Consider the following 25,293-nt stretch of genomic DNA (forward strand, 5'->3'; position numbering starts at 1 on the left):
TAGAGGTTTTGCTTGTATTGATGGTCAGGGTTTGACCAAATGCATTTACAGTTGTTGAGCCTGGACTGAAAGTGACTGATACCGTATAGTTTCCACCCTGGACATAGTTGGTTCTAAACCATTTTGCATCAACTCGTGTACCATTGACATATTTAGTAATGCCGCCTGTTATGCTGCCTTCCTTGTTGACGATTCTGTAGCAGGTATTGGCACTTTCTTCAAGGCGCAGTTCGATGAGACCGGTGGCATCGTTCTTTTGTACCGGATTGACATTGAAGCTGAAAGTTCCTTCGTCCGCTGCCGGAGAGAGTACACGAGAGAAACTTAGGCTGGCTCCACAAGCACAAACTTAACATTGCCGCCGGTACCTGCATTGAACGAGAAGACACCCAGTGAAACCCAATCTCCTGAACCTTGGTTCTGATCAATTACTATAGTCTCAGAACCTCCAGCATGATTGACAGTATAGTCTGCATTCGTATCACGATCATATGAAGAAGAACCGCTATACCATACATAAACATAATATGAGCCTGCCTCCGGCAGAGTAGGTGTCCAGATCGCACTGCTATTCATGGTCTTACTCTAACTATAAATAGAGCTTCCGGCATACTCATCGGATGCTCCTGACTCTGACCAGGTACCGATTATACTGAACTCGGAATCAAGATTGTCTACTATTATTTCACTTATTGGTGCAGGTTCTGCTGTTACAACCACATCCATACTATCCGTTCCGGTTGCCCCATCATCATCCGTTACGGTGAGTGTCAGGGTGTCGGTTCCCACTGTGGTCGGTGTATAGTTAAATGATGCTGTGGACGCCAGAACCGTACTGCCCTTTTTCCATTCGTATGATATGACTGTTCCGTCACTGTCCGTACCGCTTCCTGTGATGGTGATTGTATTGTTTACCTGTACGGCCTTATCCGCTCCGGCATCGGCTGTCGGGGGAGTGTTCGGCGGCGGTGTACCCGTGGCGTCTTCGATCGACAGATGATCTACATTGGCGCCACTAAGACCCGTGGTGCTTGCATAGATCGTATGGGTACCTGCAGTGAGTGAGACCGTAGTACGTGTCTCACCCCAGGTTGACCAACCACCTGTAGCCGGAAAATCAATAGTTGATCCACCACTGGTACTATCAACACTGATATGTAACGGCCGGTTCCCCGATCCTAGTGCGTAACGGAAAACCAGATCATAGTTACCTTCGGTAGCTAGTTCCACTGTCCATTTTACATAACCTTCACCTGCATAATCTACATAACCCGTACCTGTATAGCCAGAGTGGGCACTACTGATCGCAAATGCAGAACTCATTTCTGCATCTTCGGCTTCATAGAGTACATTTGGCGGAGGTGGTGGATCTTCGGTAACTATCACATCCATACTGTCTGTTCCGGGCTCACCATCATCATCCGTTACCGTAAGTGTCAGGGTATCCGTTCCTACTACAGTCGGTGTATAATCGAATGAGGCTGTAGTTGCCAGAACTGTTCCATCTTTGCTCCATTCGTAGGATGCAATGGTTCCGTCTGGATCAGTTCCGCTTCCTGTGATGGTAACGGACTGGTTCACCTGTACACTTTTATCCGGTCCGGCATTGGCTGTGGGGGGGATGTTTGGCGGTGGATCTTCGGTAACTATCACATCCATACTGTCTGTTCCGGGCTCACCATCATCATCCGTTACCGTAAGTGTCAAGGTATCCGTTCCTACTACAGTCGGTGTATAATCGAATGAGGCTGTAGTTGCCAGAACGGTAGTACCTTTTTTCCATTCATAGGATACAATGGTTCCGTCTGGATCAGTTCCGCTTCCTGTGATGGTGATTGTATTGTTTACCTGTACGGCCTTATCCGCTCCGGCATCGGCTGTCGGGGGAGTGTTCGGCGGCGGTGTACCCGTGGCGTCTTCGATCGACAGATGATCTACATTGGCGCCACTAAGACCCGTGGTGCTTGCATAGATCGTATGGGTACCTGCAGTGAGTGAGACCGTAGTACGTGTCTCACCCCAGGTTGACCAACCACCTGTAGCCGGGAAATCAATAGTTGATCCACCACTGGTACTATCAACACTGATATGTAACGGTCGGTTCCCCGATCCTAGTGCGTAACGGAAAACCAGATCATAGTTACCTTCGGCAGCTAGTTCCACTGTCCATTTTACATAACCTTCACCTGTATAATCCACATAACCCGTACCTGTATAGCCAGAGTGGGCACTACTGATCGCAAATGCAGGACTCATTTCTGCATCTTCGGCTTCATAGAGTGTACTTGGCGGAGGCGGTGGATCTTCTGTAACTATCACATCCATACTGTCTGTTCCGGGCTCACCATCATCATCCGTTACCGTAAGTGTCAGGGTATCCGTTCCTACTACAGTCGGTGTATAATCGAATGAGGCTGTAGTTGCCAGAACGGTAGTACCTTTTTTCCATTCATAGGAGACGATCGTTCCGTCTGGATCAGTTCCGCTTCCCGTGATGGTGATTGTATTGTTTACCTGTACGGCCTTATCCGCTCCGGCATTGGCTGTCGGGGGAGTGTTCGGCGGCGGTGTACCCGTGGCGTCTTCGATCGACAGATGATCTACATTGGCGCCACTAAGACCCGTGGTGCTTGCATAGATCGTATGGGTACCTGCAGTGAGTGAGACCGTAGTACGTGTCTCACCCCAGGTTGACCAACCACCTGTAGCCGGGAAATCAATAGTTGATCCACCACTGGTACTATCAACACTGATATGTAACGGTCGGTTCCCCGATCCTAGTGCGTAACGGAAAACCAGATCATAGTTACCTTCGGCAGCTAGTTCCACTGTCCATTTTACATAACCTTCACCTGTATAATCCACATAACCCGTACCTGTATAGCCAGAGTGGGCACTACTGATCGCAAATGCAGGACTCATTTCTGCATCTTCGGCTTCATAGAGTGTACTTGGCGGAGGCGGTGGATCTTCGGTAACTATCACATCCATACTGTCTGTTCCGGGCTCACCATCATCATCCGTTACCGTAAGTGTCAGGGTATCCGTTCCTACTACAGTCGGTGTATAATCGAATGAGGCTGTAGTTGCCAAAACAGTAGTACCTTTTTTCCATTCGTAGGAGACGATCGTTCCGTCTGGATCAGTTCCGCTTCCTGTGATGGTGACCGGCTTGTTCACCTCTACAGTTTTATTAGGTCCGGCATCGGCTGTCGGAGGTTGGTTAAGCTCTTCAAAGCTCTTACCTGCTGAACTATTATTATAATGTTCAGTAATTTCGCCCTGAATCAATGCCTTGTTGAAAACAACCAAGTCATCGATACCGCTGTTGTTTCCGGTATTCAAATAGAAGCCTGCTGACCCATTATAATTCAGATAGCCAATATTGACAGCCGGTGTGCTGCTATCAGTGAAATCACTTGAATAAGTATGGGGTGTTGTATTTTGAAGTACACCATCGACATAGAGTCTTGTCTCCCCACTGCTGCCATCCCTGATAATGGAGATATAATAACCATCATTGTTTCCGAGAATGGAATTATTACTTTTAACTGTAATCGCTGTAGGGCCATCGCTGTCACGCAAAGAGAAGATTGCATGGCCGGTATCTTTCGCAATACCTGCCCACCAAGTGTAGGAAGGATTACCACTGCCGTCACGCCCTATGACAACCATGTTCTGAGAAGGGGCTGTAGCATTGTCTACCTGTATCCAATACTCTATTGAGAAGCTTTGATCACCTGTCCATTCAAAGCTTGCCGTATCTGCTATATCGATAATATTTGCACCTGTGAAACTTTGGGCTCCATTGACTTTTCCGGCAAGTGGCTCAGGACATCCGCTACCCGTGCATGTCCCGTCGGCACCTGCGTAAGAATCGATATAGGTTCTCTCAGTTGTTGTAGCACTTTCATCCAGTTTCCAATAGTGACTCATACCGTCTGGGAGGCTATCAGGGTTTCTAACTTTGAGTACATAGTCCTGAATTGCTGTCTGGCTACTGTTGACTGCTTCGACTGCCATATCGATATTACCCACTGTATCAACTGTTGGTGTACCTGTTATTTCACCCCTATCCGTATCGATTTGCATCCAGGCTGGATCGGGGTCGGCCATATAGGTATAAGAGGCCGCAGGATCGTTGCTCTCTACATCGTAAAGATAAGAAACGCCAACCTGTGCAAAGGTATTTGGTATACTTGTGATACTGAGTTTTGGTGCATTCAATCCATTCTGGTAATGCAATTTGACCTGATCAGTATTGACTGCACCACTGTAGATTGTTAATTCATCGATTGCGCTATCCAGGTGGAACGTGTTGTTTCCCTGGTATGTAAGATATCCGATATTTACAGGAGTTGTTCCGACGAAGTTTCCTGCATAAGCAATATTGCTTGAGTCGTCTGACAATTGTCCATTGACATAAAGTTTGTTTTCGTCATTTGCACCGTCACGTACACACGCGATATGGTACCAATCGCCATTGTTGAGCACAGGACCATCTAAGTTGTTTTGCTTGCCATCGCTATCTCGGAGTCGGAAGGTAATATGCCCGTCTGTACCTATAATTCCTGCCCACCAGAAAAAGTTATCTTTGATCTCGTTCTCACGTCCAACTACTACCTGATTTACGCCATCTGTCCGGGTTGGCTTGACCCAGAACTCTACTGTAAAGCTCTCATCCCCATTCCAGTCAAATGTACCGTCATCGGCTACGGTCACTTCATCGTTGCCATCAAAGAGTTGCGCTCCACCGATCTGTCCATAGACTGTTGTTGGACAGCCGGCACCCATACATCTCCCGTCATTGTCACGGTAGGTATCGACAAAGGCAGTAGAACCGGAAGGTTCATCCAGTTTCCAGAGGTGCGTAGGAAGAGTGGATGTCAGGACTGAGTACCACAAACTTGCCATTTTTTCATACCCGCTGTCAATGGGGTGAAGGTCATCGTGCATATCGGTTGCATCATAAATAATTCCTGTATCGTTTTCCATATCTACAACGACAATATCGTCCCCATTGGCAATACGATCTCGTACCATAATTTCTAGATTTTCGTTGAATGTTGTGGTGTTAGTTTTGTCCTGCTCAGTACTGCGTGTATCACCATTTTCATCTGTCCATTCAACCCAGCGGTTGATGATTCTCGCCAGTATGACTGATACGTGGGTAGCGGTGTCAGTTTCATATCTTTTTATTTCATCAAGCGCGTCACTGACATCATCAGGGCTTGTCCTCAGAACATTCGTTCCAATATGCAACAATATGACATCAGCTGGATTATCTGTCAGATATTGATATACGTCTGCTGCTATTCCTGCGGCTGTATCTCCCGGATGGCCTTCATTATCGGGATCAAATGGCGGGAAGTCTGTTCCCCCTGTCTTTGAACCGACAAAATCCACAGCGTAGTTTTCATTGTTCAATGCTTCCCATAAGTGCAATCTGTAGGATACAGAAGTTGCTGTATCTGGGGGATTCAAGACACTATTGCCATATGTGATGGAGTCACCCAGAGGCATAATTCTGACAGTCTCTCCACCATAGATGAATATCGGGATAAATAAAAAAGATAGTAGCAAACTAAGGAATTTTTTTGAAGTATGGATTTTTTTTGCAGCTTTCATGTTTTGCCTCTCTCAGATAATGAAAAATTTTCTGAGCAGCATGGCAATCTCAAAAAGACCCATAACTTTCTGTCCCATCTTTTCAGATAGTTTAGCTTTTTGCAGAATATATTAATCTAACTAACTTATTATAATATTAATTGTATAAAAAATTTCTGAATATAAGAATTTAAAATATATTTTTTAATCTGAACCCCAGAAAGGGGATCATTTGACCGTTGCTTCACCTGTGATCATACAGGCCGATTTCGTACCGTCAGGATCATGCCAGATCCTTACTTTCGCACCATTAACCACTTTTTTGATAGTTTTCCCGGTTACATCGATCGTATTGGATTTTTCCAGATCTGCAGCGGTACCGCATTGGGGTACCTGAACGATAGTGGGAGGAGGAGTGGTATCGCCAGGAGGTGGAGTGGTATCGCCAGGAGGTGGAATACTGTCACTGCTACTGCTGCTTCCACCGCCACAGGCACTCAGGAGGAGTCCCGCCGTTACGGCAAAAATAGTCTGTTTCATCATTATGCTTTTCATTATATACCTCCCAGTACTAGATCGCTTGTGAGTGGTGTCTCGATAAGGAGAACCATATCAGTACCAACGCTTACTTTTGTTCCCGGAGCGAACCCTTTTTCTGATGTTAAGCTCGCTACTACTTCGTTACAACCATTTTCATAACCTGTGAGGATTTCTCCATTACTTTTCATAACTATAGTTACACAATCTTTTTTGAAAGTAATCATGTCAGCAGTAGGATATATATTAAAAAGGCTAGCATCTATCTCTACTGTAGAGCTGCCTTCTTTTGATGTATATGTACTGCCGTCAGGGCTAACTGTGTACCAGTCAGGAACCATCGCAACTACATTCACCGTTCTTGTTTCAGTTGCCATGTTGCCTGCAGTATCGGTTGCACTGTATGTCAGCGTATAGGTACCGACGGTGGAAGTATCCACCGTTCCGCTTACGCTTACAGGGACATCACCGTCTACGGCATCTGTCGCGCTTGCCTCGGGATCTGTAAATGTACTTCCCTGAATAATACTCATTGGATTAGATCCGTTGAGTGTGATGACTGGCGGGGTAGTGTCTGCTGGCGGAGGTGTTGCTGATACAACCACATCCATACTGTCTGTTCCTGTTGCACCGTCATTATCCGTCACCGTGAGTGTCAGCGTGTCTGTCCCTACAGTGTCCGGCGTATAGTTAAATGACGCTGTAGAAGCTAAAACTGTACTGCCTTTTTTCCACTCGTAAGAAGCAATCGTTCCGTCCGTGTCGGTTCCGGTTCCTGTAATAGTAACAGGCTGGTTGACTTCTACAGTTTTGTCAGGTCCGGCATTGGCTGTCGGAGGTGTATTTGGCACTGCAGTCACCGCCACATCCATGCTGTCTGTTCCTGTTGCACCGTCATCATCCGTTACGGTGAGCGTCAGCGTGTCTGTTCCCACTGCGGTTGGTGTATAGACAAATGAAGCCGTTGTGGCTAAAACCGTACCGCCTTTTTTCCATTCGTAAGAAGCAATGGTTCCATCTGTGTCAGAACCGCTTCCCGTGATAGTGACAGGCTTGTTCACCTCTACAGTTTTATTCGGTCCGGCATCAGCTGTCGGAGGTGTGTTTGGAGCAGCCGTAACCGTTACAGTCATGCTGTCTGTTCCGGTAGCACCGTCATTGTCCGTTACGGTGAGCGTCAGCGTGTCTGTTCCCACTGCAGTCGGTGTGTAGTCAAATGATGCTGTAGTAGCCACAACCGTAGTGCCTTTTTTCCATTCGTAAGAAGCAATGGTTCCGTCTGTGTCAGAACCGCTTCCCGTGATAGTGACAGGCTTGTTCACCTCTACAGTTTTATTCGGTCCGGCATCGGCTGTCGGAGGTTGGTTAGCCGGCGGATTTAGATCTTCAAAACTATTTCCCAATAATCCATTTTGATAATGTTCATTGATCTCTGTTTCGCTCAAGGCAGTTTGGAAGACCGCTAAATCATCTAATACTCCGGTATAGAAGAAGCCAGGTGTATTATTGTAATTTAGATAGCCAATATTGACAGCCGGTGTGCTGCTATCAGTGAAATCACTTGAATAAGTATGGGGTGTTGTATTTTGAAGTACACCATCGACATAGAGTCTTGTCTCCCCACTGCTGCCATCCCTGACAATGGAGATATAATAACCATCATTGTTTCCGAGAATGGAATTATTACTTTCAACTGTAATCGCTGTAGGGCCATCGCTGTCACGCAAAGAGAAGATTGCATGGCCGGTATCTTTCGCAATACCTGCCCACCAAGTGTAGGAAGGATTACCACTGCCGTCACGCCCTATGACAACCATGTTCTCTGAAGGGCTGTAGCATTGTCTACCTGTAACCAATACTCTATTGAGAAGCTTTGATCACCTGTCCATTCAAAGCTTGCCGTATCTGCTATATCGATCTTCCTTGTTCCATCAAAGCTTTGTGCACCATCTACCATTCCTTTTCGAACAGGATCAGGACAGTCGGCCCCCGTACATGTTCCGTCAGCACCAGCGTAAGAATCGATATAGGTTCTCTCAGTTGTTGTAGCACTTTCATCCAGTTTCCAATAGTGACTCATACCGTCTGGGAGGCTATCAGGGTTTCTAACTTTGAGTACATAGTCCTGAATTGCTGTCTGGCTACTGTTGACTGCTTCGACTGCCATATCGATATTACCCACTGTATCAACTGTTGGTGTACCTGTTATTTCACCCGTATCCGTATCGATTTGCATCCAGGCTGGATCGGGGTCGGCCATATAGGTATAAGAGGCCGCAGGATCGTTGCTCTCTACATCGTAAAGATAAGAAACGCCAACCTGTGCAAAGGTATTTGGTGTACTTGTAATACTGAGTTTTGGTGCATTCAATCCATTTTGATAATGTAGTTTGACTTGATCGGCATTAACTGCACCACTATAGACATTCAGGTTATCGATCGTGCCATCCAGATGGAAACTATTGTTCCCATTGTAAGTAAGATACCCGATATTCACAGGAGTGGTTCCGACGAAGTTTCCTGTATAAGTAACACTGCTTGAGTCTTTCAATTGTCCATTGACATAAAGAAGGTTTGTCTGATTCTCTCCGTCACGCACACATGTGACATGGTACCATTCGTTAGTATTGAGCAGACCGCCATCTAGATTTAATAAGGTGCCACTGCTATCTCTGAGTCGGAAAGTGATGTGACCATCTGCACCAACTATTCCTGCCCACCAGTAATAGTTATCTTTGGCCTCATTCTCACGTCCTGCAACTACCTGATTTACGCCATCTGTCCGGGTTGGCTTGACCCAGAACTCTATCGTGAAACTCTCATTTCCACTCCAGTCAAATGTATCGTCATCGGTCACAGTTACTTCATCATTGCCATCAAAGCGTTGCGCTCCACCGACCTGACCGGAAACAGCTGTCGGACACCCGGCACCAGTACAAGTTCCGTCGTTGTCGCGATAAGTATCCAGAAAACTTGTAGCACTGTCTGCTTCATCTAGTTTCCAGAGGTGTGTTGGGATAGTGGACCCAAGTGCTGAAAACCAAACATTTGCCATTTTTTCATACCCGCTGTCATTTGGGTGCAGGTCATCGGTCATATCAGTAGCGTCATAGTTGATCCCGGAGTCTGTTTCCATATCGACCACGATGATATCATCACCCGCGGCAATACGCGCATCTGCCATGGTTTGCAGATTGGTGTTAAATGTAGTTGTATCAGCTACATCTTGTGGGGTAGTTCGGTTTGTATTATCTGGATCATCCCACCCGACCCAACGGTTGATGATACGTGCCAGGATAACCTGGATATGCACATTTTTATCATTTTCATATTGGTCGATTTCATTCAGGGCGAGCTCAACATCTGCAGTATCGGTACGCAATTCATTTGTCCCGATATGCAGCAGTACGACTTCAGGTTCATTGATCTCCAGATAATTGTATACTTCCGCTGCTATCTCAACAGTGGTATAACCAGGATGCCCCTGATGGTCAGAGTCAAATGGAGGATTAAAGTCCGTTCCACCCTCTTGCCAACCAATAAAATCTATAGTGTAGCCTGCAGTACTCAGATCTTCCCATAAATGTTTTCTATACGCAACCTGTGTCGCTGGATCTGGTGCGTTATAGTAGTTATTACCATACGTGATGGAATCTCCCAGCGGCATGATCTTAACTGCTTGTGCACCATACGCTGCTACTGAAACAAACAGCGGTATCACCAGAACCTTTACCAATTTTTTAAACATCGAGATTTTCATTTTTTCTCCTTACTTTACTTTCCCAAACAAAAATGTATATTTACTTATATTAATGCATAATTCTATCTAAAGGATAATGTAATTTGGCTTATTGCTACGTAACACAATGCATAGCCTAAAAATTAAATCTAAAATGCAGTTTTTTTAAGAAGGAAGAATAAAAAGGTGTAATTTAAGTTGATTATTTTTCTTTAAAAAGCATTATAGAAGTTTCTTTGAAATCAGTGTTTTTATAGTAAGTTTTATGTTGTTTTTCGATATAATTGAAATAATTTAGATTATCAGGTAAAGAAAAGAGATGGTGGTAGTGTGCAATATATAGTTCTTATTACCATTATTGTTCTGATTTTCTTACTTGCGAAAAGTTCGATACGTCCTCTCTATCTCTTTGGTGGGACATTGGCATTTTTTTATTTTATAGAATTAATCAGTACGCAAAGCCTCCTCCATAATTTTGTCAACGAGGGTCTAGTAACCTTGGTTTTGCTCCTGTTGATTTCAACTGTGTTGGAAAACACTATATTTATACGCCAAAACAGCAGTTCTCTTTTTTCAAAAAATAGATATTATTTTTCTTTATTTAAAATTACCTCTATTACATCATTTTTTTCTGCTTTTTTAAATAACACTGCAGTGGTAGCGATCATGATGAGTGTTATCAAGAGGCAAAAAAATGAAATTTCTAGTAAATATTTATTGCCGCTTTCTTATGCTGCCATTTTGGGTGGTACAGTCACATTGATCGGAACATCAACTAATCTGATTGTCAACAGCTTCGTTATTGGTGAAGGAATGCCTTCGCTGGGAATGTTCGACTTTGCTCCCATAGGAATTGTTCTTGTTCTGGCTGGATTTGCCTATATGCTGCTGTTTTCAGAAAAACTGTTACCGAAAATTACAGTTGATGATACTGCTGATGAACTCTCTTATTTTATTGAAGCAAAAGTCAGTAAAAAATCGACATTAATTGGCAGAAGTGTTAAGGAGAATGGACTTAGAAATATGCGTGAACTTTTTCTTGCAGAAATTGTTCGTGATGACAGATTAATTTCTCCAGTAATACCCTCTGAAGTTATTGAGCCGAATGATATATTGGTATTTACCGGTAATGTTCATGATATTGAGGAGTTACAAAGTTTTCACGGCTTGAGTATCTTTGAGGAAAAAAGCAGGGTTTTAAATTCTAATTTGGTAGAGGTTATCGTTTCACATCAGTCAACCTTGATAGGACAGAAGATCAAAGAAGCAGGTTTCCGTTCAAAATTTAATGCTTCTGTTGTAGCAGTACGTAGAGGAAGTCAACCCTTAAAAGGTAAAATTGGTCTTATCAGCATTGAGGCAGGTGATCAATTGATACTTTCAGTTGGTCAAGATTTCAAAACAAGAGGGAATATTGGGAATAATTTCTATCTGATATCAGATGTTAATAAAAACAGTTTTCTTTCTATAAAGGATAGCATCATAGCTATTTCAATGTTTACAGGAGCTATTTTACTCAGTGCATTGGGAATTATCTCACTTTTTAAATCAATGTTAATCGTCTTGATGCTCTACATTGTACTGAAATGGACAAGGTTGAGACAATTGAAACTATACTTACCATTTGAATTGATCATTATTATCGGATCAGCACTTGGGATTGCTGAAGTAATGAGCTCTAGCGGCGCCGCCATGATCTTGGTTGATTTTATAACCCTACTGTTTCACGATATGGGTAATTATGGCTATTTGATCGCGATCTTCCTCCTGACATTGATCCTGACTGAAGTGATAACCAATAATGCAGCTGCAGCACTGATGTTCCCTATAGGCTATGCGACAGCACAAAGCCATGGTTTGGATGTCATGCCGTTTATTATGGCAGTAGCCTATGGTGCAAGTGCAAGTTTCATCACTCCTTACAGCTATCAGACGAATTTGATGGTCTACAGTGCAGGAAGGTATCAATTCACTGATTATGTCAAATATGGTATTCCAATGAGTCTGATATACAGTATTATCGTTATAGTGATGTTACCGATCGTATTTCCATTTAATTGATAATGTGATATACTATTTGTCTAATGTAAAAATAAAAGCAATCTCAAATTTAAAGGAATTAGTATTATGATCAACCCACACGGTTCAAAAGAGCTTGATCCACTATTTGTCTACGATTCAGTCGAAAATGAAAGATTACAAAAAGAAGCAAAAGGTCTGAAATCCATTCTTGTAAGTTCAGCAAGTGCAGCCAATGCAGTACAATTAGGTGGAGGATACTTCAATCCATTGACCGAGTATATGTCCAAAGCTGATGCACTCTCAGTTGCAGAAGATATGAAAACCACTTCAGGATTGTTTTGGCCTGTCCCTGTGTTAAATCTCGTTGAAGATGCAGGTAGTATGGAAGTGGGAGATCGCATTGCCCTTAAAGATCCCAATGTTGAAGGTCATCCTGTACTGGCTATTATGGATGTCAAAGGGATCGAAGAATTTACAGATGAAGAGATGGCTCTCATGACAGAGAAGATCTTTCGCTCAGATGACAGAACCCATCCCGGTGTTGAGGCATTTAATACTCAGGGTAAGACCTGTCTGTCCGGTCCGATAAAAGTATTGAATTTTTCTTATTTTCAAACAGAATTCCCTGATACCTTTCGTACAGCCGTAGAGATCAGAAATGAAATTAAAGAGCATGGATGGGAAAAAGTGGTTGCATTTCAAACCAGAAATCCAATGCACCTGGCTCATGAAGAGCTCTGTCATATAGCCATGGATCGTTTAGGATGTGACGGTTTGGTTATTCATATGCTGCTTGGGAAACTTAAGTCTGGTGATATTCCGGCAGATGTTCGGGATGCTGCGATACGTAAAATGGTTGAACTCTACTTCCCTCAAAACAGTACCATGGTTACAGGTTATGGTTTTGATATGCTCTATGCCGGTCCTCGTGAAGCCGTGCTCCATGCACTCTTCCGCCAAAACATGGGTGCAACGCACTTTATTATAGGTCGTGATCATGCCGGTGTTGGTGATTACTATGGTCCGTTTGATGCACAAACCATCTTCAGAGAAGAGGTACCTGAGGATGCTTTGGAAATAGAGATATTCGAAGCAGACCATACTGCCTACTCCAAAAAATTAAACAGAGTAGTGATGATGCGCGAGGCGCCGGATCATGTCAAAGAGGATTTTGTATTGCTGTCGGGCACTAAAGTACGTGAAATGCTTGGGAACGGTATGGCACCACCTAAAGAGTTCTCACGTCCTGAAGTGGCAGAGATACTCATGGACTACTATAAAAGCATTAAATAAAACTAAGGGACAGAAAAGTGAAAAACAAAAATATCGTTTGGCATGATCATCAGTTGAACAAAGAAGAACGCTCTGCAATGAAAGCACAAAAACCATGTATCTTGTGGTTTACTGGTTTAAGCGGAAGCGGAAAGTCAACTATTGCCAATGCCGTTGAAGTCAAACTGGCTGAATTAAAAAAACATACCTATCTGCTTGATGGTGATAATGTACGCCATGGACTTAATAAGGATCTTGGTTTCAGTGATACGGATAGAGTAGAAAACATCAGACGTATCGGTGAAGTCAGTAACCTTTTTGCAGATGCAGGGATGATCGTATTGAGTGCCTTCATCTCTCCATTTCGTGAAGACAGAGAAATAGTACGTACGTTGGCACAAGAGGGTGAATTTATTGAAGTTTTTATTGATGCGCCTCTTGAAGTGTGTGAACAGAGAGACCCTAAGGGATTATATGTGAAAGCAAGAAAAGGGGAGATCCCTGATTTTACAGGTATCAGTTCACCTTATGAAGTCCCGGAAAAACCTGAGATACATATTAAAGGTGAGCCTAGCATAGAAGAATCTGCAGATATCATCGTAAACTATTTACATGATAAAAACTATATATAAGGATCATCTAAATGCTGGATCAAATTAATCAAAAAGATATTGTGAATATTGCCAAAGAAGCAGGTGATGCTATCATGAAAATCTATGACAGAGATTTTACGATCGAATATAAAGATGATAAATCACCACTGACAGAAGCAGACCTGAAATCAAATGAGATCATCTGTAGTGCTTTGGCAACTCTTTATCCTGATATTCCTATTCTTTCAGAAGAGAACAAAGAAGTACCCTATGTTGACAGGAAGGACTGGGATTATTTCTGGTTGATTGATCCTATTGACGGTACCAAAGAGTTTATTAAGAAAACAGGTGAGTTTACGGTTAATATAGCACTTATTCATAAGGATGAACCTGTTTTAGGGGTTGTGTATGCTCCTGTATTAGAGGATATGTATTATGCCAAAAAAGATATGGGTGCTTATAAAAATGATGAGAGGCTGCCGATCAAGAAAAACATTGAAGCAGAAAGAGAGTTAAATGTGGTGGCTTCAATATCACATCTTTCTGAAGAGACGCAAACTTTTATTGATGAATTGGCATTAAGTACTGAGAAACTAAATCTTGTATCAAAAGGCAGCTCGCTTAAACTCTGTATGGTAGCAGAGGGAACAGCCGATATCTATCCAAGACTTGCTCCAACCATGGAATGGGATACCGGTGCTGCCCATGCTATAGTAATTGAGAGTGGAAAGCAAGTGGTCCAATATGAGAATGACAAGCCTGTTGTTTATAATAAAAAAAACCTATTGAACCCTTGGTTTGTGGTTAGGTAGGGCAATGCTTTAGTAGTGAGAAGAGCAAATTTGAGAATGCAGGCTGATGCATATTTGGGGTTTAAATATGATGGTTCAGCTATGTTGGAGATAAGCCAGTTATGATTCTCGATACTATAAAAGAAGTAATACCAATATTAAAGTGCAAATTTAAATAATAACTATTTAGGGAATAGGATGATTGAAAAAACTGAAGATGAGATCATGCAAAACTGGAAATCACGGCAAAAGCCGTTGTTGAGCTGCTGCTGTATAACGTATAACCATGAGAAGTTTATATCCCAGGCTATTGATGGTATGTTAAAACAGGAGACAGATTTTCCGTTTGAGATCATTATACATGATGATGCTTCAACAGATAGTACGGCTGAGATCATAAAAAAGTATGCAGATAAATACCCGCAGATAATACGAACGATTTTACAGAAAGAGAATCAATACTCACAAAAGAAAAATATTATGGCGATACCCATAAATGAAGCCAGAGGTCAATACATAGCTTCTTTGGAAGGCGATGATTATTGGATTGACCCTTTAAAATTGCAGAAACAGGTTGATTTTTTAGAAAAAAACAGTGAATATGTATGCTGCTATCATAATTCTATGGTTGTAAATGACAACGATGAAGTAATAAGAGACACTTATATAGGCGGACCAAAAGATTATTCCAGAAGTGAAATGCTTGCAACCGGTACCGACATTACGACACATTCGGTTGTGTTTAGAAATATCATAGTGTATCCGGATGATTTGAAGGAGATTCCTTTTGGTGATATGGCCAGATGGCATTTAATGGGCTTTCATGGAAAAGCTAAATACCTGGATGATGTAGAAAAAGCGGCTTACAGAGTACATGATAATGGTGTATGGAGTAACTTGGACAATTATAGTAAATTTGATAAAACGATACTGTCAAAACTGATTCTTAGAAATAATTTGATTAAACATCATTTATCGACAAAAGATATCGATGATAATATTAATCACTATATTGCCAGAATGCTAACCGAGGCACTTTCGAAAAAAGAGTTTTTGATGTACAGGAAGGTTATTGAGAATATTATTGGAAACAAAGATCTTTCAGCTTTTAAAATAATTGTTTCGCACTTACATATGTTAGGTAGTCGAATTTTCAGAAAAACAGCGAAAGTTACAGAAAGATTATTTGATTCTAAAAGTTAATAATCTGTAGATCAAGTATATTTTTTAGGTCGAATGATACACTTCTTGAAATTCTGCAGATAGTACAGGATATCAAGCCGCTTGGTGTTTATCTTTTTAAACAGGGTATGAAGTGCTGTTTTTTTCAGCATGGTACGGAAATTATCTGTATCTGATTGTCCTGAACTGCTTCTTGTTTTATTGCGTTCTGCCGCTATTGAGCTATTTAGACCCTGAATAGGATCAATGCTAACGGGCTTTGGATGCAAACCATAGAGGTTAATATGGTGTTCATCGCCGGTATAGTGATCTATTGGTTTGTACATCCTTTCATCTAAACTCGACAGTAACCTTGCTGCCCCTGATAAATTGATCGCGTATCCTGCGGTACTGTGCATCAAGTCGATAAAACGAACAGTTTTAAAATTCTTGCTTACCGGCATACGATCACGGAGACTAACACAATATCGATTTAAGGATGGAAGTATTCTGTAGTAAATTAATAGGGTCACTTCCCAATCATCAGGGAAATTATCCAAGGAAGACAGTACTTCATGAATAGATTGATCAAAAATGACGTCGTCTTCAAAAATAATTGCTTTTTCGATATGCTCATTTATCATTTTTTGATAGATACTCTTATGGCTTAAAGTGCATCCGATTTCTCCGGCAGTGAGCTCTCTTCCCATTTCTGCAAGTGTTCTTTTTTTGTCATATACTTTAGCTAATTCATTTTCGTCTACTTCTTTGCCATAGACTGCATCAATAAATTGACAATCCAACCCATACCGTTTACATAATTGCTGCATATGCTCTTTTTTTTCAGTATCTTTTTTCAGGTTTACTATAAAGATTGGTACATTGTTCATTATTTTCTCCATAACAATCTAGCTAAATGACTAAAAAACGTGTAAATGCTCTCAAAAATCAAGATAACTAACCATCATCATTCACTTCCTTATCATACTTCATGTTTGCTGACATTATGACATATTTTCAGTAGATTTTAAATAATTAGGATGTAGATTAAATCAAGATGGCATCTACCTAAAGAATATGGGCATAATTTACCTCGGATTGCGTTCATTAAGATCCGTATTTTATACGAAATAACTGATAACTGATATTTCTCAGGAGTGGCTAAGTATATAAGGTATAAAATTCAACTATAAAACAATATAAGGTCGGACAAAATGAGGAAGATTATTATTTTTACTGCGATGTTTACTCTTGTGCTCTTCGCTGATCCTGTATTAAGAACAGGACAGATATTAAGCTATGGACAATACAGTAGTGATACTCCTGTACCTCTTTGCAGCGTGAAGGATGATGGCTGCTATAGGGCAGGTGAAGAGTTTAATTATACGCGTAGCAGTATAGGTATCGTTACTGACCATGTAACAAATCTGGAGTGGCAAGATACCTCTATCAAGAATCGTGATTGGTATGGTTCCATAGATCATTGTAGTGCACTGACACTCGATGGGAGCGGATGGAGACTGCCTACAATCAGGGAGTTGGAGTCACTTATAAATTATTCAAAGGCTCATAATCCAGTAGATGACATATTTCAATCCATTCCTGGCGGAAACTACTGGTCATCGACTCCTTCTAAGAGTGATAATTCGGAAGCTTGGATTGTACGCTTCCAAAATTGGGGTTATTCGTTACCAATAGATAAGACCAATGACATAGTTGAAACAGTAGACCCTGAAACCAATGCTACTTCATATACTTATTATTATGCACGTTGTGTGCGGGGCCAATCATATGGGAATTCAGATTTCCATCGAAGTAACAATATCGTCACTGATCGGGCAACCGGTTTGGAGTGGCAGGATGATTTAGCTGCAAAAACAGTAAGAAAAAACTGGATAGGGGCAATCAATTATTGCGAAGGACTAACGTTGGGTTCGTACACTGACTGGAGACTTCCAAATCAAAAAGAGCTGCTTAGCATAGCCGATCGTACAAGGTATTACCCTACTATCGACACGACAGTATTCCAAAACTGTGCCACCTATAAATATTGGTCTTCTACCACCCGTATCGGGCATCCGATAACAGTTGATGCCTGGTTTGTGAACTTTAGAGGGGGAGTAAACTACTATGATGAGAAGAATAGTACAGTTGCTACATCTTATGTACGATGTGTACGTGAAAATATCCCTCCGACAGCCGATGCCGGCCCGAACGAGATTGTAGAGGTGAAGGAGGCTATTACCATTACGGGAAGTGGAAGCGATACGGATGGGACTGTTGCTGCATATGAATGGAAAAAAGGCGATACGGTTTTGGCGGCAACAGCGTCATTTGACTATACTCCAACCTCGGTGGGTACAGACACCTTGACACTCATCGTAACGGATGATGATGGGGCAACGGATACGGATAGCATGACTATAACTGCTGTAGACACTACATCTCCGGATATCACGCTCAACGGAGATAACCCCATGGAAGTGGTGCGGGGGAGCACATTTACAGATCCCGGGGCTATCGCGACAGATAACGTAGACGGTGATGTCCCTGTAAGCGTAAGCGGAACGGTGGATACCTCCACCGTCGGTACCTATACGCTGACCTACAGTGCGACCGACGCTGCAGGCAACGCGGCAACCGAAACGAGAACGGTGCATGTTGTCGATATCATACCACCGATCATCACACTCAATGGTACTAACCCTATGGATATCGTAGAGGGGAGTACATTTACAGATCCCGGGGCTATCGCGACAGATGACGTAGACGGTGATGTACCTGTAAGCGTAAGTGGAACGGTGGATACCTCCATCGTCGGTACCTATACATTGACCTACAGTGCGACCGACGCTGCAGGCAACGACGCGGCAACCGAAACGAGAACGGTGCATGTAGTTGCTAAGGCTCCTGACTGGTGCACAGTTAGTCCTGACGGCAATACCTATACTGCAACAAGCGGATCTAAAGTAGCCAGTTCAGATGGTTTTGACGATATAGAAGTGAGTGAGGACAAGATCACTTTCAAGGCAGACTGCCTGACTATCGAAATGAAAAGCAACGGAGAGATCATTACAGGCTATCAAAGTGGCTGCAGTGCCAAAGCAGGCTTGACAGTGGAGGGTGTATTTGCTCCGGGAACAAAGGTAAGCGTTCAATCAGATGGCAGCATCATCATCGATGCACCGCTCGCAAGCGATCTAGTACTGGGAGGTATATAATGAAAAGCATAATGATGAAACAGACTATTTTTGCTATAACGGCGGGACTCCTCCTGAGTGCCTGTGGCGGTGGAGGTGGAGATGACAGCACTACTCCCCTTCCTACGGTTGTCAAAGTACCCCAATGCGGAACCACTACGGATCTTGGTATGTCCAATGCGATAGATGTAACCGAGAAAACCATCAAAAAAGTGGCTAATGGTGCGGAAGTAAGGATATGGCATACTCCGGATGGTACGAAGTCGGCTTGTATGATCACAGGTGAAGCAACCGTCATATAAAAAATCTTGATTCCCTGAACACTATCATCCTTCTCTCAATAAATAGAGAGAAGGATGATAGTTATGCTGTTTTTCCTTTTCCATTCATTTATACAAACCATTAAGTTTTCATTAACTTCTTTGATCTATAATTATGTGATAAGGGTATTTATTTTATCTTAATCATAAATATTTATAATTAGATGTTTAAGTAACGAGTTATTTTTAATTATCTGAAAAAGGCCAAACTGCCTGAAAGGGCAGGACGGAAAGCTATGGGTTTCACAGAGATCGCCTGGCTGCTCAGAAATAATGTATATTTCAAAAGGTAGCCAAAATGAAGCAACTTCTTAACAAGAATTTAAAAAAGTTTCTGAATGTATTAATAACTACTCTATCGATACCGATTATTTTGTATAGTGGGGATACCATTAGGATCATGCCGTTGGGGGACTCTATTACCTACAGTCTCCCAGAAGTGGGGATTGAGGCAGTAAGTTACAGAAAAGACTTACAAGATGCACTCTTTAATGCAAGCTATAGTGTATATATTCCTGTTGTTTTCGCCCAGATCATCAATCACACTAACAATGAAGAGACAAATATCAGACAGATGACATCACAGTTCAACAATAATCTTGAGACAATGGTACAGACACGTATAGCCAATGGTGACAACATTGTTTTTTATGTGAAAGGAGTGTTGTATGTTTAAGGCAGTAATCGTTTTTATTACGCTTCTAATTTCCATGCTATGGGCATCTCCTGTAGTAAAAACAGGGCAAACCAAAAGTTATGATCAATATAATCATATTGTAACTAATGGCAGTGTAAAAGATGATGGCTATTATCAGACAGGCACAGATTTTTACTATACGCGCAATAATATAGGTATCGTTATCGACAATGTTACAAGTTTGGAGTGGGATGATAGTTTTATTGTGAGGCGTACATGGAATGATGCCATAGTCCATTGCAACGCACTGACACTTGATGGTGGGGGATGGAGATTGCCGACAGTAAGAGAGTTGGAAACGCTTGTGAATTATGACGAATGTTGCCCAAGTATGGATACTGTAGTATTTCAGAATATTACCCTGGGGAACTACCGGACGTCAACTACTTATGAGAATGATAGCTCGAAGGCTTGGATTGTACGCTTTCAAAATTGGGGCTACTCAAGTCCTGAACTAAAAGATTGGGAGGTAGATGATGGTGGTAGTTCGTATTGGGTACGTTGTGTACGGGGCGAAACATATGAGGATCCAAATTTCTATCGCAGTGACGATATTGTTCATGATTTGGCAACCGGATTAGAGTGGCAGGATAATACGGATGCTAAAACAATTAAAAAAAACTGGATAGAGGCAATTAATTATTGCGAAGCATTAACGTTGGGTTCATATACTGACTGGAGACTTCCAAATCAAAAAGAGCTGCTTACTATAAACGATCGCTCAAGGTACAACCCCACTATTGATAGCACAGTGTTCCAAAACATTGATCCCAGTACTGCGAGCTATTGGTCTTCTACCACCCGTATTCTTCATCCCGAAACGATTGATGCCTGGCATGTACATTTTATGATTGGCTATAATTACTACGATCGTAAAGCGACTTTCCGGAATGTACGCTGTGTACGCGGTGAAAGCGCTATACCAGGAAACATCCCCCCGACAGCCGATGCCGGAGCGGATAAGGCCGTACAGGTAAACAATACAATCACCATCACAGGAAGCGGAACTGATCCAGACGGAACGATCGTCTCCTACGAATGGAAAAAAGGTACTACTGTTCTGGCAACTACAGCCTCATTCGATTATACACCGACTGTAGTAGGAACCGATACCCTGACACTTACGGTAACGGATGATGATGGTGAGCCCGGAACAGACAGTATGGATGTGATAGTTACCGAAGATCCACCACCTCCGCCAAATGTACTCTATGAAGCCGAAGATGCAGAAATGAGTTCTGCATTTGCGATCAGTAGTGCCCACTCTGGCTATACAGGTACGGGTTATGTGGATTATGCAGGTGAAGGTTATGTAAAATGGACAGTGGAACTAGCTACCGAAGGTAACTATGATCTGGTTTTCCGTTACGCACTAGGATCGGGGAACCGGCCGTTACATATCAGTGTTGATAGTACCAGTGGTGGATCAACTATTGATTTTCCGGCTACAGGTGGTTGGTCAACCTGGGGTGAGACACGTACTACGGTCTCACTCACTGCAGGTACCCATACGATCTATGCAAGCACCACGGGTCTTAGTGGCGCCAATGTAGATCATCTGTCGATCGAAGACGCCACGGGTACACCGCCGCCGAACACTCCCCCGACAGCCAATGCCGGAGCGGATAAGGCCGTACAGGTAAACAATACAATCACCATCACAGGAAGCGGAACTGATCCAGACGGAACCATTGCATCCTACGAATGGAGCAAAGATGGAACAGTTCTGGCAACTACAGCCTCATTCGATTATACACCGACTGTAGTAGGAACGGATACCTTGACACTTACGGTAACGGATGATGATGGTGCGCCCGGAACAGACAGTATGGATGTGATAGTTACCGAAGATCCACCGCCAAACATCCCCCCCACAGCCAATGCCGGACCGGATAAAAGTGTACAGGTGAACCAGTCCGTTACCATCACGGGAAGCGGAACTGATCCAGACGGAACGATCGTCTCCTACGAATGGAAAAAAGGTACTACTGTTCTGGCAACTACAGCCTCATTCGATTATACACCGACTGTAGTAGGAACCGATACCCTGACACTTACGGTAACGGATGATGATGGTGCGCCCGGAACAGACAGTATGGATGTGATAGTTACCGAAGATACACCACCTCCGCCAAGTACACTCTATGAAGCCGAAGATGCAGAAATGAGTCCTGCATTTGCGATCAGTAGTGCCCACTCTGGCTATACAGGTACGGGTTATGTGGATTATACAGGTGAAGGTTATGTAAAATGGACAGTGGAACTAGCTGCCGAAGGTAACTATGATCTGGTTTTCCGTTACGCACTAGGATCGGGGAACCGACCGTTACATATCAGTGTTGATAGTACCAGTGGTGGATCAACTATTGATTTCCCGGCTACAGGTGGTTGGTCAACCTGGGGTGAGACACGTACTACGGTCTCACTCACTGCAGGTACCCATACGATCTATGCAAGCACCACGGGTCTTAGTGGCGCCAATGTAGATCATCTGTCGATCGAAGACGCCACGGGTACACCGCCGCCGAACACTCCCCCGACAGCCGATGCCGGAGCGGATAAGGCCGTACAGGTAAACAATACAATCACCATCACGGGAAGCGGAACTGATCCAGACGGAACGATCGTCTCCTATGAATGGAAAAAAGGTACTACCGTTCTGGCAACTACAGCCTCATTCGATTATACACCGACTGTAGTAGGAACGGATACCCTGACACTTACGGTAACGGATGATGATGGTGAGCCCGGAACAGACAGTATGGATGTGATAGTTACAGAAGATCCACCGCCTCCGCCAAGTACACTCTATGAAGCCGAAGATGCAGAAATGAGTCCTGCATTTGCGATCAGTAGTGCCCACTCTGGCTATACAGGTACGGGTTATGTGGATTATACAGGTGAAGGTTATGTAAAATGGACAGTGGAACTAGCTGCCGAAGGTAACTATGATCTGGTTTTCCGTTACGCACTAGGATCGGGGAACCGACCGTTACATATCAGTGTTGATAGTACCAGTGGTGGATCAACTATTGATTTCCCGGCTACAGGTGGTTGGTCAACCTGGGGTGAGACACGTACTACGGTCTCACTCACTGCAGGTACCCATACGATCTATGCAAGCACCACGGGTCTTAGTGGCGCCAATGTAGATCATCTGTCGATCGAAGACGCCACGGGTACACCGCCGCCGAACACTCCCCCGACAGCCGATGCCGGAGCGGATAAGGCCGTACAGGTAAACAATACAATCACCATCACAGGAAGCGGAACTGATCCAGACGGAACCATTGCATCCTACGAATGGAGCAAAGATGGAACAGTTCTGGCAACTACAGCCTCATTCGATTATACACCGACTGTAGTAGGAACGGATACCTTGACACTTACGGTAACGGATGATGATGGTGCGCCCGGAACAGACAGTATGGATGTGATAGTTACCGAAGATCCACCGCCAAACATCCCCCCCACAGCCAATGCCGGACCGGATAAAAGTGTACAGGTGAACCAGTCCGTTACCATCACGGGAAGCGGAACTGATCCAGACGGAACGATCGTCTCCTACGAATGGAAAAAAGGTACTACTGTTCTGGCAACTACAGCCTCATTCGATTATACACCGACTGTAGTAGGAACCGATACCCTGACACTTACGGTAACGGATGATGATGGTGCGCCCGGAACAGACAGTATGGATGTGATAGTTACCGAAGATACACCACCTCCGCCAAGTACACTCTATGAAGCCGAAGATGCAGAAATGAGTCCTGCATTTGCGATCAGTAGTGCCCACTCTGGCTATACAGGTACGGGTTATGTGGATTATACAGGTGAAGGTTATGTAAAATGGACAGTGGAACTAGCTGCCGAAGGTAACTATGATCTGGTTTTCCGTTACGCACTAGGATCGGGGAACCGACCGTTACATATCAGTGTTGATAGTACCAGTGGTGGATCAACTATTGATTTCCCGGCTACAGGTGGTTGGTCAACCTGGGGTGAGACACGTACTACGGTCTCACTCACTGCAGGTACCCATACGATCTATGCAAGCACCACGGGTCTTAGTGGCGCCAATGTAGATCATCTGTCGATCGAAGACGCCACGGGTACACCGCCGCCGAACACTCCCCCGACAGCCGATGCCGGAGCGGATAAGGCCGTACAGGTAAACAATACAATCACCATCACGGGAAGCGGAACTGATCCAGACGGAACCATTGCATCCTACGAATGGAGCAAAGATGGAACAGTTCTGGCAACTACAGCCTCATTCGATTATACACCGACTGTAGTAGGAACGGATACCCTGACACTTACGGTAACGGATGATGATGGTGCGCCCGGAACAGACAGTATGGATGTGATAGTTACCGAAGATCCACCACCTCCGCCTGTAGGTTTTCCAGTAGGTAAAACCGGCCAAACCACTATATATCTATCAGGTGATGATGGCTATTACAGGTTTGGTCAAGATAGAAATTATCTCAACAATGGAAATGGAACAGTCACCGATACAATGTTGCAAGTGATATGGCAAAATGATTATAATGATAACAAAGGCTATGCAAGCAATGATACTATCCCTAATCTCAGCAAGACAAGTGCCGAAGCATACTGCAATGAGATTGATCTTGCCGGATGTACTGACTGGAGACTGCCCACAAGACTTGAATTAGCGAGTTTGGTAGAGTATTCGAAATCACGCCCTGGCCCAGTAATCGATGATGTTTTTATCACTGCTACCGTAGACATTGATTATGGTATGTATTGGACTGGAACTGACGATGCCTCTGACACAACTCAGGCATGGTTTGTTCGTTTTGGCTGGGGTGATACCAATAGGAAGCCAAAGACTGATACCTATAATGTACGATGCGTTCGAGGGGATAACTAATGAAAAAAATCTTTTTATTTTTAATTGTGTGTTTCGCACTTCTGCAGGCAAATTATACAAAAACAGGTGGTATTGTTACAGATAATGGAACCGGTTTGATGTGGCAGGATGACTTTGCTGATAATGGCGGCAGCATTAAAATGACCAATTGGAATGGTGCTATAGCTTATTGTAATGATTTAAATGCTTTAGGCTATGATGATTGGCGGTTACCTAATGTGAATGAACTTGTCTCTATTAGTGATGACCAGGATGGAACAGAACCGGCGATCAATGTTATTTTTGATCAAACACAATTTAGTAATTTTGAACAAGTCCCATGGTTCTGGAGTTCTACAACTTATGCTACAAGTACTGAAAGTGCATGGGGTGTCTGTTTTTTAGATGGTCATATATCCATGCACGATAAAGCTGAGACGCATCGATATGTACGTTGTGTCCGCAATAAATGAGG

Annotated in this window: 16 protein-coding genes and 2 riboswitches; of the genes, 10 read left to right on the top strand and 6 right to left on the bottom strand. The window is 43.3% G+C overall.

The window, feature by feature from the left end:
• Positions 1-324: 324 nt before the first annotated feature.
• The 5 genes from ACLHDG_RS04425 to ACLHDG_RS04445 all read right to left on the bottom strand — a co-directional run bounded on the left by ACLHDG_RS04425 (position 325) and on the right by ACLHDG_RS04445 (position 9,904).
• Positions 325-576, bottom strand: a complete 252-nt coding sequence (locus tag ACLHDG_RS04425) for a hypothetical protein (RefSeq protein WP_415407782.1) — start codon at positions 574-576, stop codon at positions 325-327.
• 9 nt (positions 577-585) lie between these two features.
• Positions 586-5,628 carry a PKD domain-containing protein gene (locus ACLHDG_RS04430; protein WP_415407783.1) on the bottom strand — a complete coding sequence of 1,681 codons (5,043 nt, stop codon included), beginning with the start codon at positions 5,626-5,628 and terminating at the stop codon, positions 586-588.
• Positions 5,629-5,659: 31 nt separating this feature from the next.
• Positions 5,660-5,734, bottom strand: a riboswitch (cyclic di-GMP riboswitch).
• Positions 5,735-5,835: 101 nt separating this feature from the next.
• The gene (locus ACLHDG_RS04435) at positions 5,836-6,162 is read right to left on the bottom strand and encodes a hypothetical protein (RefSeq protein ID WP_415407784.1); all 327 of its coding nucleotides are present in this window, start codon (positions 6,160-6,162) and stop codon (positions 5,836-5,838) included.
• Entirely contained in the window at positions 6,162-8,000 is a 1,839-nt protein-coding gene (locus ACLHDG_RS04440) for a PKD domain-containing protein (RefSeq protein WP_415407785.1), read from the bottom strand. Before ACLHDG_RS04440 ends, ACLHDG_RS04435 begins: the two co-directional genes overlap by 1 nt.
• On the bottom strand, positions 7,949-9,904 hold the full coding sequence (locus tag ACLHDG_RS04445; RefSeq protein WP_415407786.1) for a LamG-like jellyroll fold domain-containing protein: 1,956 nt from the start codon (positions 9,902-9,904) through the stop codon (positions 7,949-7,951). Before ACLHDG_RS04445 ends, ACLHDG_RS04440 begins: the two co-directional genes overlap by 52 nt.
• 309 nt (positions 9,905-10,213) lie before the next feature.
• Here ACLHDG_RS04445 and ACLHDG_RS04450 point away from each other — a divergent pair, with 309 nt between their 5' ends.
• The 5 genes from ACLHDG_RS04450 (at position 10,214) to ACLHDG_RS04470 (ending at position 15,764) form a co-directional block, all read left to right on the top strand.
• Positions 10,214-11,944 (top strand): SLC13 family permease, encoded by a 1,731-nt coding sequence (locus ACLHDG_RS04450; protein ID WP_415407787.1) that lies wholly within the window; start codon positions 10,214-10,216, stop codon positions 11,942-11,944.
• Positions 11,945-12,010: 66 nt separating this feature from the next.
• Positions 12,011-13,198 carry a sulfate adenylyltransferase gene (gene sat / locus ACLHDG_RS04455; RefSeq protein ID WP_415407788.1) on the top strand — a complete coding sequence of 396 codons (1,188 nt, stop codon included), beginning with the start codon at positions 12,011-12,013 and terminating at the stop codon, positions 13,196-13,198.
• Positions 13,199-13,215: 17 nt separating this feature from the next.
• Positions 13,216-13,809, top strand: coding sequence for an adenylyl-sulfate kinase (gene cysC / locus ACLHDG_RS04460; RefSeq protein WP_415407789.1), 594 nt, complete (start codon positions 13,216-13,218; stop codon positions 13,807-13,809).
• Positions 13,810-13,820: 11 nt separating this feature from the next.
• On the top strand, positions 13,821-14,582 hold the full coding sequence (gene cysQ, locus ACLHDG_RS04465; RefSeq protein WP_415407790.1) for a 3'(2'),5'-bisphosphate nucleotidase CysQ: 762 nt from the start codon (positions 13,821-13,823) through the stop codon (positions 14,580-14,582).
• Between the two features lie 177 nt (positions 14,583-14,759).
• Positions 14,760-15,764 carry a glycosyltransferase family 2 protein gene (locus tag ACLHDG_RS04470; protein ID WP_415407791.1) on the top strand — a complete coding sequence of 335 codons (1,005 nt, stop codon included), beginning with the start codon at positions 14,760-14,762 and terminating at the stop codon, positions 15,762-15,764.
• An 11-nt stretch (positions 15,765-15,775) separates the two neighbouring features.
• On the opposite strand, the gene ACLHDG_RS04475 is transcribed toward ACLHDG_RS04470, so the two are convergent.
• Complete coding sequence (locus ACLHDG_RS04475; protein WP_415407792.1) at positions 15,776-16,612, bottom strand: glycosyltransferase family 25 protein; 837 nt, start codon at positions 16,610-16,612, stop codon at positions 15,776-15,778.
• A gap of 324 nt (positions 16,613-16,936) precedes the next feature.
• Between ACLHDG_RS04475 and ACLHDG_RS04480 the strand changes: the two genes are divergently transcribed.
• The 5 genes from ACLHDG_RS04480 (at position 16,937) to ACLHDG_RS04500 (ending at position 25,291) form a co-directional block, all read left to right on the top strand.
• Entirely contained in the window at positions 16,937-18,943 is a 2,007-nt protein-coding gene (locus ACLHDG_RS04480; protein ID WP_415407793.1) for a DUF1566 domain-containing protein, read from the top strand.
• Entirely contained in the window at positions 18,943-19,224 is a 282-nt protein-coding gene (locus tag ACLHDG_RS04485) for a hypothetical protein (protein WP_415407794.1), read from the top strand. Before ACLHDG_RS04480 ends, ACLHDG_RS04485 begins: the two co-directional genes overlap by 1 nt.
• 211 nt (positions 19,225-19,435) lie before the next feature.
• Positions 19,436-19,510, top strand: a riboswitch (cyclic di-GMP riboswitch).
• A 30-nt stretch (positions 19,511-19,540) separates the two neighbouring features.
• Positions 19,541-19,918 (top strand): hypothetical protein, encoded by a 378-nt coding sequence (locus tag ACLHDG_RS04490; protein ID WP_415407795.1) that lies wholly within the window; start codon positions 19,541-19,543, stop codon positions 19,916-19,918.
• Complete coding sequence (locus tag ACLHDG_RS04495) at positions 19,911-24,839, top strand: PKD domain-containing protein (protein WP_415407796.1); 4,929 nt, start codon at positions 19,911-19,913, stop codon at positions 24,837-24,839. The genes ACLHDG_RS04490 and ACLHDG_RS04495 overlap by 8 nt, the downstream gene beginning before the upstream one ends.
• 26 nt (positions 24,840-24,865) lie before the next feature.
• On the top strand, positions 24,866-25,291 hold the full coding sequence (locus ACLHDG_RS04500) for a DUF1566 domain-containing protein (RefSeq protein WP_415407797.1): 426 nt from the start codon (positions 24,866-24,868) through the stop codon (positions 25,289-25,291).
• The last annotated feature ends 2 nt before the right edge of the window (positions 25,292-25,293 follow it).

This window comes from Sulfurovum iocasae, from assembly GCF_047716765.1.
In the GTDB taxonomy this organism is placed as follows: domain Bacteria; phylum Campylobacterota; class Campylobacteria; order Campylobacterales; family Sulfurovaceae; genus Sulfurovum.

Coding starts and splice junctions, on each gene's coding strand:
- ACLHDG_RS04480 (WP_415407793.1), top strand. CDS start 16,937: ATGAGGAAGATTATTATTTTTACTGCGATGTTTACTCTTGTGCTCTTC.
- cysQ (WP_415407790.1), top strand. CDS start 13,821: ATGCTGGATCAAATTAATCAAAAAGATATTGTGAATATTGCCAAAGAA.
- ACLHDG_RS04430 (WP_415407783.1), bottom strand. CDS start 5,628: ATGAAAGCTGCAAAAAAAATCCATACTTCAAAAAAATTCCTTAGTTTG.
- ACLHDG_RS04435 (WP_415407784.1), bottom strand. CDS start 6,162: ATGAAAAGCATAATGATGAAACAGACTATTTTTGCCGTAACGGCGGGA.
- ACLHDG_RS04475 (WP_415407792.1), bottom strand. CDS start 16,612: ATGAACAATGTACCAATCTTTATAGTAAACCTGAAAAAAGATACTGAA.
- sat (WP_415407788.1), top strand. CDS start 12,011: ATGATCAACCCACACGGTTCAAAAGAGCTTGATCCACTATTTGTCTAC.
- ACLHDG_RS04445 (WP_415407786.1), bottom strand. CDS start 9,904: ATGAAAATCTCGATGTTTAAAAAATTGGTAAAGGTTCTGGTGATACCG.
- ACLHDG_RS04425 (WP_415407782.1), bottom strand. CDS start 576: ATGAATAGCAGTGCGATCTGGACACCTACTCTGCCGGAGGCAGGCTCA.
- ACLHDG_RS04495 (WP_415407796.1), top strand. CDS start 19,911: ATGTTTAAGGCAGTAATCGTTTTTATTACGCTTCTAATTTCCATGCTA.
- ACLHDG_RS04470 (WP_415407791.1), top strand. CDS start 14,760: ATGATTGAAAAAACTGAAGATGAGATCATGCAAAACTGGAAATCACGG.
- ACLHDG_RS04485 (WP_415407794.1), top strand. CDS start 18,943: ATGAAAAGCATAATGATGAAACAGACTATTTTTGCTATAACGGCGGGA.
- ACLHDG_RS04490 (WP_415407795.1), top strand. CDS start 19,541: ATGAAGCAACTTCTTAACAAGAATTTAAAAAAGTTTCTGAATGTATTA.